This window comes from Novosphingobium sp. B-7, assembly GCF_000410615.1.
Classification (GTDB): Bacteria; Pseudomonadota; Alphaproteobacteria; order Sphingomonadales; family Sphingomonadaceae; genus Novosphingobium; species Novosphingobium capsulatum.
In genome coordinates, this window is record NZ_APCQ01000699.1 from 1 (window position 1) to 10,069 (window position 10,069).

Sequence of the window (10,069 nt, forward strand, 5' to 3'; positions counted from 1 at the left end):
CCCGCCATCGCGATGGCGCCGTGCCGGCCGAGCCGCCGGTGCTGGCGCGGCTGGTTCCCCCGCCCTTGCGCGAGGATGTGGCGCTGACCTTGCGGCAAAGCCAGAACCTCCATGCCGAACTGCTGCTGCGGCGCCTTGCCGCCTCTGGCACGGTGGCCGATGGCATCACCGCGCGCATGGCGGCGTTGCAAGCGGCCGGCCTGCCGCCGGGCAGTGTCAGCCTCTATGATGGCTCGGGCATGTCGACCTACAACCGCGTTACCCCGCGCGCACTGGCGCTGCTGCTGCGCTGGGGGCAGGCGCAGCCGTGGGGCGCGGACTGGATCGCGGGGTTTCCCGTCGCCGGGCAGACCGGTACGCTCAAGGCACGGCTCAAGGGCACCCCGCTGGAGGGCAAGCTGCGCGCCAAGACCGGCACCTTGCTGGGCACGCAGGCCCTTGCCGGCTTCCTGCCGACCGCCGCTGGCCATACCCTGGCCTTTGCCGTGCTGGTCAACGATCTGCCCGATGGGACCAGCGCGACACCGGTGGTCGATGCCTTGCTGCTGGCCCTTGCCGCGCAGCATTGAGCCTGGCGGCGCCGGCACTATAACCGGGCGCCATGGCCAGCCTTACCATCAATGCCCAGCCGCTCGACATTCGTCTGCCCGATGACACGCCGCTGTTGTGGGCCTTGCGTGATGCCGCCAATCTGACCGGCACGAAATACGGCTGCGGCACGGGGGAGTGTGGCGCCTGCACGGTGATGGTCGATGGCCAGGCGATGCCCAGTTGCACGCTGTCGCTGGGCGAGGCGGAGGGCCGCAGCGTGACCACGATCGAAGGGCTTTCGCCCGATCGTAACCATCCGGTGCAGCAGGCCTTTGCCGCCGAACAGGCGATCCAGTGCGGTTTCTGCACACCCGGCCTGGTCATGGCCGCCGCCGCCCTACTGGCGCACAATGCCGATCCGGCCGAGGCCGACATTGCCGCCGCGCTGCCCCATGTCTGCCGCTGCGGCGTACAGCCCCGCCTGGTCCGCGCGGTGCAGCGCGCCGGGCGCATCCTGCGCGGCCAGGAACCCCCGATCCGTCTGCCAGCGCCGCGCACGGCGACCACCGGCGGCTACTGACCCTTTCCGCATTAAGGAGAACGACCATGCATGCCACGATCTGGCACAATCCCGCCTGCGGCACTTCGCGCAATACGCTGGCCCTGCTTCACGAGGCCGGCGCGCAGGTGACGGTGATCGAATATCTCAAGACCCCGCCGAGCGCGGACAAACTGGCGCAGCTCTATCGCGATGCCGGCGTCACCCCGCAACAGGGCCTGCGCCTCAAGGGCACCGATGCGGCCGAGCGCGGCCTGCCGCAGGCCGATGACGCCACCGTGCTGGCCGCCATGGTGGCAGAGCCCAAGCTGATCGAGCGCCCGCTGGTGGAAACCGACAAGGGCGTGCGCCTGTGCCGGCCCAAGGAGAAAGTGTTCGAAATCCTCTGACCGGCGAAACAAGGTGGCCGTGCCTGGGACGCAGGCAAAGAAAAAGGGGCGGATCACTCCGCCCCTTGATCGGGTTTCCGGCGTGGCAGCCGGAGGAAACGGGCCGGTTAGGGCTTACTGCGCCGCCTTGCCGAAGGTGGCGTAGTTTTCGTTCCCGACGAAGCCGAACTTGGTCACCTTAGATTCGGTGATGTCCTTCAGCAGCCGGTTGGCCGTTTCATAGCTGGCATAGGCTTCCGGCTGGAACTGCAGTTCCGGTTCCGGATTCATCGCCTTGGTCGCCTGCAGCAGCGAGATCAGGTTGCCTTCGGTAATGGTCGAGCCATTCCAGAGGATCTGACCGGTCTGAGTCAGGATCAGCTTGTTCTTCACCGGGTCAACGTGAGGCATGTTCGTAGGCGGGGTCGCCTGCGGCAGGTTCACGTTGACCGAGTGCGTGGCCACGGGGATGGTAATGATGAACATGATGAGGAGCACGAGCATGACGTCGATCAACGGCGTCGTGTTCATTTCCATCATCGGCGCGCCATCGTCCTTGCCGCCGCTCATTGCCATGGGTTTTACTCCTGTTCGCCGTGCGTGCCCCGAAGGACACGCCCCGGACGGTGTTCGTCAGGCGTTAGCCGTTGGGATCGACCGGGGTGGAGATGAAGCCGACCTTGGGATAGCCCGCAGCCTGCACGTTGTAGATCGCACCGGCGACACACTTCCACGGAACATTGACGTCGCCACGGATGTGCACTTCGGGGATCTTTTCCGGGTCCATGTTGGCCGCGCCGCCTTCACGCTTCACGATCGCGTCGAGACGATCGAAAGCCTGCTTGTACAGCTCGGTGTTGTCCACCGGAGTCACGTTGTTGAAATAGACGCGGCATTCGCCGTTGCGAGAAGAGCCCTGATAGCCCGGTTCGCGCGGGCTACGGCCATTCGCGTCGGTCGCCACAACAGCGAGAAGCAGGTTTTCCACCTTGTCCTGGGTTTCTTCCGAGGCAAGGACGGGAACCTTGAGCTTTTCGATGGTCTGGATCGCGACCGGCACCGCGATGAGGAAGATGATCAGCAGCACCAGCATCACGTCCACGAGCGGCGTGGTGTTGATGTCCGACATCGGGCGTTCTTCTCCGCCAGCGCCGCCTACAGACATTGCCATTGGTTACATCCTATCCGATTGAAGCCGCGGGAGGGGCCAGGGTGTGGGCTTGAAAGGGCCGCCCTGGCCATGACCCGCGTTCTGCGGACAAGGCCGGCGACAGGATTGCTGCCGGCCTTGGGGTGACAGCTTACTTCTTGACCGGAGCAGCAACCGGGGCAGCCGGCTTGGCGGCCGGAGCCGGACCAACGGCGGGCTTCACGGCGCCCTTCGAGGTGATGTTGGCAAGAACGTCGGTCGAGAAGCCCTGGAGCAGCTCGGCGATCTTCTTGTTGCGCGACTGCAGCCAGTTGTAGGCAAGCACGGCCGGCACGGCGACGAGCAGACCCAGCGCGGTCATGATCAGAGCTTCACCGACCGGACCCGCGACCTTGTCGATCGAGGCCGAACCGGCGAGGCCGATGGCGATCAGAGCGCGGTAGATGCCGACCACGGTACCGAACAGACCGATGAACGGCGCGGTGGCGCCCACGGTGGCGAGGAAGGGCAGGCCGCCAGCGAGGCGAGCGTTGATCGAAGCTTCCGAGCGAGCGAGCGAACCGTGCAGCCAGTCATGGGCTTCCAGGGAGTCGGTCATCTTGGCGTGCTGGTCTTCAGCGGCGATGCCGTCGTCGACGAGCTGGCGCCATGCGCTGTTCTTGTCCAGCTTGGCAGCGCCTTCGCGCAGGGTGGGGGCGCGCCAGAAGTTGGCGAGCGCCTTGTACTGGCCAAGGATCTTCGCCTGTTCGAAGTACTTGGTGAACAGGATGAAGAACGAGCCGAACGACATGATGCCCAGGATGGTCACCGTGGCGTACGAAATGAAACCGCCAGCCTGCAGGGCTTCAACGAAGCCGAACTTGTTCTGCGGCGCGGCATTGGCCGCAGCAGCGGCAAGCGTCTGGATAAACATTCGGGTCTTCCTCTCAAGAATTCGATAGCAAGTGCAAAAGGCTGCGCATGGACGATGGCATATCCGAAGGGGTGATGGAGATCATCAATCCTTCGGGATCTGCCAACGCACCGAACTGCTGTACGTGCTGCCGACCGGCTGGCCGTTCTGGGTGCCGGGCTTGAAGCGCGCACGGCGCATCAGGTTCTGGCACGTTGCAGCGTCCAACTCTTGGTTGCCCGAAGAGCGCGTAACCGAGCAGTTGGTTGGCCGTCCGCTGGCGTCATATTCCAGGCGGAAGCCAGTCGTCCCTTCGGCGCCTTCACGCAGTGCGCGCGAGGGGTAGTCGTTCGACGTCACCCAGTCACCCGGGTTGCCACGCGGCGTGCCGGGAACCGGCGGCGGCGGCGGCGGCGGGGCCGGGGGAGCCGGCGGAGCCGGAGGCAGCACGACCGGAGTCGGCGGCGGTGCGACCGGCGGCGGCGTCGTCACAGCCTGAATCGGCGGAGGAGCCAGATTCAGGTTGATCGGCGGCGGCGGCGCAACGATCGGTGGCGGCGGTTGATCAGGCTGCTTCGGGGGCGGCGGTGGCGGCTCCTTCGGCTTTTCCTCTTCGATCTTGACCGCGGTGGTCACGTCCTTGATCTTCTTGAACGCCGAGTAGGCAAGGCCGGTGACCAGCGCATACCCCACGACGACATGAAGAACAGCAACGATGATGAGCGCGGTGATCTTGTTACCGCTCATCTGTTGGTCAGCGTATGCCATTCAGCTCCATTACTCCTGAACGTCCTAGCCAAGCCCGACACATCGCCCACAGGACAACGCCAATCGCGCCCGAAAAGGACCGACGCCCGGAATCACCGTTCCGGCCGACGAGACAATCCAGCGATTTCATTCCACCCTGCCGAACAACCCGGACCGCCGACATCGGACGCAGAGGGCCCGGCGGCGGCATGGTTCGGACTTGGTTTTTTGTTTGCCCGAACGATCGGGAGCTTTAACGCCGAACCTATAAGGGCGCAAATGCTTTATCGGTTAAGCCATGATTCAGCGATGCGTCCCGCAATCGCAAGGAAATCTTAGCAATTTTGCGGCGCTGCGCCGCACGGAAGGAGGAATATGCCCAAATCCGCGCATCCGATGCGAAATTTTGTCGCTGGCATGCTGGTGTTTGCAAGCATTTCGGCGCCCCTGCACGCACAATCGGCGCCGCCCATGATTCGCACTCTTGACGCTCCGGCGCTGACGTATGCCGATCTTGTCGACCTTGCCCTGCCCGCGCACATCGTGGCCAAGGCAGAAATCACCGCAGTTTCCAAGATCAATCCGGCACTGTCTGCCGATGTCGCGCCGGGCAAGGTGCGCCTCTATATAGAGGCGCGCACCACCGCCCTGCTGGTCGGCCCCGACATTGCCGATACGCTCAGCTTCCTGGCCGACGTGCCGCTCGATGCGCGGGGCAAGGTGCCCAAGCTGCGCAAGATGCCGGTGCTGCTGCTGGCCGATCCGGTCAACGGCCGCCCGGGCGAGCTCAAGCTGGTGTCGCCCGATGCGATGCTGCCCTGGACGCCCGAGCTGGAAGCGCGGCTGCGCCCGATCCTGACCGAACTGGTCAACCACGGCCAGCCGCCGGTGATCACCGGGGTGCGCGAGACCATGCACGTGCCGGGCAACCTTACCGGCGAGGGCGAAACACAGGTGTTCCTCTCCACCCCCGATGGCAAGCCTGCCTCGCTCTCGATCCTGCGCCGCCCCGGCGAACGGACCACCTGGGGCGTGAGCTTTTCCGAGATCGTCGACCAATCGGCCAAGCCGCCCCAGCCCGAAACCCTGGCGTGGTATCGCCTGGCCTGCGCCCTGCCGCCCGAGTTGCCGCCGCGCAGCGTGATCAGCGGCACGGCCGACGATCGCCAGATCGCCAGCGAAGACTATGCCCAGGTGATCCGCGAGTTGGGCCCCTGCACGCGCAATCGCCCGCCGCACTGAGAACTGCGCAGTGATGCTGGCCTTTTGGCCGGTGCTGAACTAGGGCACCGGCCAGAGAACAAGACGCCAGAGAACAAGACGAGAAGTGGGAAGACCATGAGCGAACCCTTGCGCATCGCGCTCGCCGGCCTGGGCACCGTTGGCGGTGGCGTGATCCGGCTGATCGAAACCAATGCCGATCTGATCGCCCGCCGGGCCGAGCGGCGGATCGAGATCGTGGCCGTAGCGGCCCGCGATCGCAGCAAGGACCGCGGCGTGGACCTCTCGCGCTATGCCTGGGAAGACGACATGACCGCGATGGCCGCCCGGCCCGACGTGGACGTGGTGGTCGAACTGGTCGGCGGGTCTGATGGCCCGGCGCTGACCCTGGCGCGCAACACCCTGGCCGCCGGCAAAGATCTGGTCACCGCCAACAAGGCGATGATCGCCCACCATGGCCTGGAACTGGCCGCGCTGGCCGAAAAGGCCGATGCCGCGCTCAAGTTCGAGGCGGCCGTGGCCGGCGGCATCCCGGTGATCAAGAGCCTCAAGGAAGGCATGGCCGCCAACGATATCAAGCGCGTCTATGGCATCCTCAACGGCACCTGCAACTATATCCTCTCGACCATGGAGGATACCGGCCGCGACTTTGCCGACGTGCTCGCCGAAGCCCAGGCCAAGGGCTATGCCGAAGCCGATCCCACGTTCGACATCGACGGCATCGATGCCGCGCACAAGCTGGCGATCCTGTCGAGCGTGGCGTTCGGCACGCGGATGGATTTTAAGAGCGTGACGACGCGCGGCATCCGCCGCCTGCTCGCCGCCGATATCGCCCAGGCCGATGTGTTGGGCTATTACATCCGCCTGATCGGCATGGCCGATACCGAAGTGGACGCCAGCGGCCAGCGCCGCCTGGTACAGCGCGTGCAGCCGCACCTGGTGCACCGTGACCACCCGCTGGCCCATGTCGATGGCGCTACCAACGCTGTGGTGGCCGAAGGCAACTTCGTGGGTCGCCTGCTGTTCCAGGGTGCCGGGGCCGGCGACGGACCGACCGCCAGCGCCGTGGTGGCCGACCTGATCGACATTGCGCGTGGCGATATCGGCACGCCGTTCTCCATCCCCGTGGCCGAACTGGGCGAGGCCCCGCCGGCCGAGACCGGCGATCGCATCGGCAGCGCCTATATCCGCTTCAACGTGGCAGACCGTCCCGGCGCGCTGGCCGAGATCACCGCCGCGATGCGTGACGCCGGGGTTTCGATCGAAAGCCTGATCCAGAAGGGCACCCCGGGCCTCGCCGCCGGCGATGCCGATACGGTGTTGGTGCATATGGTGACGCACGATGGCCCGGAAAGCGCGATCGGCCGGGCCATGGCCCTGCTGTGCGATTCCCCCTGCCTGACCGAACCGCCGGTGGTGCTGCCGATCCTCGACGAGTAGGGCCCGCAAGCCGCCGACAAACTGAAAAGGGCCTGGAAAGCATCGCTTTCCAGGCCCTTTTCACATCCAGCCATCAGCGTCGCTCAGGGTGCGCGAATCTCGCCCTTGGCGATGCGATCGGCATCCGATCCGGGCGGCGGCGGCGGCAGGGCGGTGATATCGAAGTAATACATTGGCGGCGGCACGCTGCCAAAGCCGACGCAGGCGCCATTGCCCTTGCACGGCGCCATGCCAAATACATTGGGTGCACGCGGCAGGCCGTCATTGGTCGATTGCGCGGTATCGGTCTGGTCGCGCAGCGGCAGGCGCTCCTTTTCCCGCGCTTCGGCGCCGCCGCAGACCACGATCGCGCCATCGGCGCTGCGGCCGGGCCGGCAACGGGTGGCCTGGCTGCCGGTGATCAGCCGCTGGGCAAGATTGCCGTCGGCGTTGCTCAAGGTTGGTAGCCCCGGCCCGGCAACCTGCGGCACGGCCACCGTGGGAGCGGCAGAAGGCGTGGCCTGACTGGTCTGGGCCTGACTGGTCTGGGCCTGGCTATCCTGAGCCTGGGGCTCTGCCTGGGCCAGGGCCTCCGGGGCCGGCGCCAGGACCAGACCGCAGGCCACAGCCAAAGCCATGATCGGAGCGGGAATGGGAAAACGGACCGGAAAGGGCACTCTCGACAACACGGCTTTCTCCCGTCCAGGGGCGGCCCCGAAACATGTGCCGGACATAGCCAGCACGCGAATGCTGGTGTCTGCCGTGTCCTCGTGCGCGCGATGACGCGTGTCACCGCTGCTGCGGCGATCGGCGCGTTACGCCTGACCGGCCGCAGCGACAAAAACATTGCCGGCGCCATAGCTGTAGAGGCCATGTGCCCGGCCTTCAACGAACTTTATACAGATCACACCCAGGGCATCGGCGGATGCAGGCTACCCCGCGGCCAGTGCCAGGCGCGGACCCGGCTGGGCATCCTCGCGCATCGAGGCGCGGCGCAGGTCTTGGGGCCTGGCCACATGAGCCGGGCGATTGGCCACGTCGCGGGTGCGGAAGGTGGATACCAGCCGGGCCAGCGCTTCGGCCTCCTCGGCCAGGCTGCGGGTGGCGGCCGATGACTGTTCGACCATGGCCGCGTTCTGCTGGGTCATGCGGTCCATGTCGCTGACCGCGCGGTTTACGTCGCTCAGCTTGTCGGCCTGGTCGATCGCGGCTTGCGCGATGCCGGAAACCAGGCCGCCGATCTCTTCCACCCGCGTGACGATGCCGCCCAGCCGCGCGCCGGTCTCGCCCACCAGCGTCACGCCGTGGCTCACCTGCTCGGTGCTTTCACCGATCAGGGCCTTGATATCGCGGGCCGCATCGGCAGAGCGCTGCGCCAGCGCGCGCACTTCGGAGGCAACCACGGCAAAGCCCTTGCCAGCGTCTCCGGCGCGGGCTGCCTCCACCCCCGCGTTGAGCGCGAGCAGGTTGGTCTGAAAGGCGATGCCGTCGATCACGCTGATGATCTGGCCGATCCGCGCCGACGATGCCTCGATCGCCGCCATCGCCGCCACCGCGCGGGTGACTACGTCGCCACCGGCAGCCGCCTCGTCCTGGGCAGCGCCGATCGCGCTCTGCACGCTGGCGGCGCGCTGCGCGGTTTCGCCAACGCTGCGGGTCACGCTGTCGAGCGAGCCTGCCGTCGTGGCCAGGCTGGCCGCCTGTTCCTCGTTGCGCTGGGCCAGGTCTTCGGATGCGGCGCGGATTTCGGCGATGGCGCGGGCCACGCGGTTGGCCCCCACGCGCACGCCGCGCAGCGCCTCGGCCATGGCGGCGATTGCAGTGTTATAGTTGGTGCGCAGCGCCTCGAAGCCGGGCGGGAACGTCGCATCGATCCGCTGCTCCAGATCCTTGCCGGCAATCACGTCCAGCCCATGGGCCAGGGCATCGACCACCCGGCCCTGCGCCGCCCGATCGGCCTCGCGCGTTTGTGCCGCGGCGCGGAACACGTCCATCGCCCGCACGATCTGCCCGATCTCGTCCACCCGCTCGGCGCCTGCCAGCGGGCGATCCAGCGCGCCCTGCGCCATATCGACAATGCCATCGGCAGTATCGACCAGCGGAGCGATCACCCGCTGGCGCAGCAGGTGCCCCACATATACGACCAATACCAGCACCAGCGCGGCAAGCAGGCCGGTGCCGACCAGCGAGACCATGACCTGGCGATAGCCGCTTTCGAGCAGGCGGGCGCGGTTGGTGTTGGACAGCGTGACCAGCGCATCGACGCGCTGGTGCTGCAAGGCATAGGCCTGGCGCAGCGGCCCGGCGTGGATTGCCCGCATCGCCGCCAGATCGCCCCGCCGTGCCGCGGGCAGGAACTGCTCGTCCACGGTCTTCCAGAACGCCACTTCGGCATCGAGCACGGCCTGCACCGGCGCGCGCATTGCATCGGGCACGGGCGCCGCCTGCCAATAGGCCTGGCGCTCCTTGAACTGGGCTTCCTCTTCGGCCAGGGCCTTCATCTCGGCATTGGTGCGGGCGGGCTCGTCGAGCATCAGCGTGGTATGCAGATAGGGTTCCACCACAAAGCACGGTGGCGGCAGGATATCGGCCAGGAGTTCGTCCTGCAGCAGGCTTTCGTGATGCATCGGGCCGCCAAAGCGGATCTGCGCGACCACGAACGCCGCCAGGGTGATGGCGATGACGATCAGGCCGATGACCAGCCGCGTTGCTTGCCGCGTGCGCACGCTCAGCATCGAAGAACACTCCATGGGCGGATTTCGCGCTTTTCCTAGCGTGGCGATGCTTAAGCCCGCACGGCAGGCGGATTCCGGGGAATTGCGGAGCAGGGCAAACCCGTAACAGGCGTGATACAATGGCAAACTTGCAAATGACTCGCATTAGGTTAGGAGCAGTACCAACTCCAGCCCGCCAGCGACGGACCCGCCTTGACCACGCTTGACCAGATCGACCGCCCGCGCCCGCCTGCTGCCCCGCCCCACGCGGCGCCGCGCCCTGATGCGGCCCTGGCGCCAGACCGCAACCAGGCGAAGAAAGCGCGCAAGGCCAGGCAGTTCTGGCTCAAGCAACTGCACACCTGGCACTGGATCAGCGCGGCGGTGGCGCTGGTTGGCATGATGCTGTTCGCCATCACCGGCATCACGCTCAACCATGCCGCGCAGATCAATGCCGAGCCGGTGGTG

The 10,069-nt window shown here is 66.4% G+C and carries 12 protein-coding genes and 1 pseudogene; 7 read left to right on the forward strand and 6 right to left on the reverse strand.

Translation table 11 applies throughout. The annotated features are described in order from the left end of the window. The 3 genes from dacB to arsC all read left to right on the forward strand — a co-directional run. On the forward strand, positions 1-569 hold a 569-nt coding region (gene dacB, locus H926_RS0107410; protein ID WP_028657720.1), incomplete at its 5' end, for a D-alanyl-D-alanine carboxypeptidase/D-alanyl-D-alanine-endopeptidase. 32 nt (positions 570-601) lie between these two features. Then, positions 602-1,111 carry a (2Fe-2S)-binding protein gene (locus H926_RS0107415; RefSeq protein ID WP_028657721.1) on the forward strand — a complete coding sequence of 170 codons (510 nt, stop codon included), beginning with the start codon at positions 602-604 and terminating at the stop codon, positions 1,109-1,111. Positions 1,112-1,137: 26 nt separating this feature from the next. Next, on the forward strand, positions 1,138-1,479 hold the full coding sequence (arsC, locus tag H926_RS0107420) for an arsenate reductase (glutaredoxin) (protein WP_022675736.1): 342 nt from the start codon (positions 1,138-1,140) through the stop codon (positions 1,477-1,479). Between the two features lie 114 nt (positions 1,480-1,593). Here the strand turns inward: arsC and H926_RS0107425 are convergent, their stop codons facing one another. The 4 genes from H926_RS0107425 to H926_RS0107440 form a co-directional block, all read right to left on the reverse strand. Further along, a complete protein-coding gene (locus H926_RS0107425) occupies positions 1,594-2,034 on the reverse strand; it encodes a biopolymer transporter ExbD (protein ID WP_028657722.1) in 441 nt (146 codons plus the stop codon). Between the two features lie 64 nt (positions 2,035-2,098). Further along, positions 2,099-2,629 carry a biopolymer transporter ExbD gene (locus H926_RS26135; RefSeq protein WP_082209053.1) on the reverse strand — a complete coding sequence of 177 codons (531 nt, stop codon included), beginning with the start codon at positions 2,627-2,629 and terminating at the stop codon, positions 2,099-2,101. 130 nt (positions 2,630-2,759) lie between these two features. Then, positions 2,760-3,521 carry a MotA/TolQ/ExbB proton channel family protein gene (locus tag H926_RS0107435; protein WP_022675739.1) on the reverse strand — a complete coding sequence of 254 codons (762 nt, stop codon included), beginning with the start codon at positions 3,519-3,521 and terminating at the stop codon, positions 2,760-2,762. A gap of 84 nt (positions 3,522-3,605) precedes the next feature. Further along, positions 3,606-4,268, reverse strand: coding sequence for an energy transducer TonB (locus H926_RS0107440; RefSeq protein WP_022675740.1), 663 nt, complete (start codon positions 4,266-4,268; stop codon positions 3,606-3,608). A 450-nt stretch (positions 4,269-4,718) separates the two neighbouring features. Here H926_RS0107440 and H926_RS0107445 point away from each other — a divergent pair, with 450 nt between their 5' ends. Beyond that, the gene (locus tag H926_RS0107445; protein WP_107718762.1) at positions 4,719-5,489 is read left to right on the forward strand and encodes a hypothetical protein; all 771 of its coding nucleotides are present in this window, start codon (positions 4,719-4,721) and stop codon (positions 5,487-5,489) included. 96 nt (positions 5,490-5,585) lie between these two features. Further along, positions 5,586-6,908 (forward strand): homoserine dehydrogenase, encoded by a 1,323-nt coding sequence (locus H926_RS0107450; RefSeq protein WP_022675742.1) that lies wholly within the window; start codon positions 5,586-5,588, stop codon positions 6,906-6,908. Positions 6,909-6,991: 83 nt separating this feature from the next. On the opposite strand, the gene H926_RS0107455 is transcribed toward H926_RS0107450, so the two are convergent. Next, positions 6,992-7,576: a hypothetical protein gene (locus H926_RS0107455; protein WP_237740988.1), complete on the reverse strand. Its 585-nt coding sequence runs from the start codon at positions 7,574-7,576 to the stop codon at positions 6,992-6,994. A 90-nt stretch (positions 7,577-7,666) separates the two neighbouring features. Between H926_RS0107455 and H926_RS35415 the strand changes: the two are divergent. Continuing rightward, positions 7,667-7,780, forward strand: a pseudogene (locus tag H926_RS35415) (fructose-bisphosphatase class II); the annotation flags it as partial. Positions 7,781-7,819: 39 nt separating this feature from the next. On the opposite strand, the gene H926_RS0107460 reads toward H926_RS35415, so the two are convergent. After that, positions 7,820-9,622 carry a methyl-accepting chemotaxis protein gene (locus tag H926_RS0107460; RefSeq protein WP_022675744.1) on the reverse strand — a complete coding sequence of 601 codons (1,803 nt, stop codon included), beginning with the start codon at positions 9,620-9,622 and terminating at the stop codon, positions 7,820-7,822. 270 nt (positions 9,623-9,892) lie between these two features. Here H926_RS0107460 and H926_RS0107465 point away from each other — a divergent pair. Continuing rightward, a partial coding sequence (locus H926_RS0107465) for a PepSY-associated TM helix domain-containing protein (protein ID WP_202804680.1) occupies positions 9,893-10,069 on the forward strand: 177 nt, incomplete at its 3' end.

Coding starts and splice junctions, on each gene's coding strand:
- H926_RS0107450 (WP_022675742.1), top strand. CDS start 5,586: ATGAGCGAACCCTTGCGCATCGCGCTCGCCGGCCTGGGCACCGTTGGC.
- H926_RS0107460 (WP_022675744.1), bottom strand. CDS start 9,622: ATGCTGAGCGTGCGCACGCGGCAAGCAACGCGGCTGGTCATCGGCCTG.
- arsC (WP_022675736.1), top strand. CDS start 1,138: ATGCATGCCACGATCTGGCACAATCCCGCCTGCGGCACTTCGCGCAAT.
- H926_RS0107425 (WP_028657722.1), bottom strand. CDS start 2,034: ATGGCAATGAGCGGCGGCAAGGACGATGGCGCGCCGATGATGGAAATG.
- H926_RS0107415 (WP_028657721.1), top strand. CDS start 602: ATGGCCAGCCTTACCATCAATGCCCAGCCGCTCGACATTCGTCTGCCC.
- H926_RS0107435 (WP_022675739.1), bottom strand. CDS start 3,521: ATGTTTATCCAGACGCTTGCCGCTGCTGCGGCCAATGCCGCGCCGCAG.
- H926_RS0107445 (WP_107718762.1), top strand. CDS start 4,719: ATGATTCGCACTCTTGACGCTCCGGCGCTGACGTATGCCGATCTTGTC.
- H926_RS26135 (WP_082209053.1), bottom strand. CDS start 2,629: ATGGCAATGTCTGTAGGCGGCGCTGGCGGAGAAGAACGCCCGATGTCG.
- H926_RS0107440 (WP_022675740.1), bottom strand. CDS start 4,268: ATGGCATACGCTGACCAACAGATGAGCGGTAACAAGATCACCGCGCTC.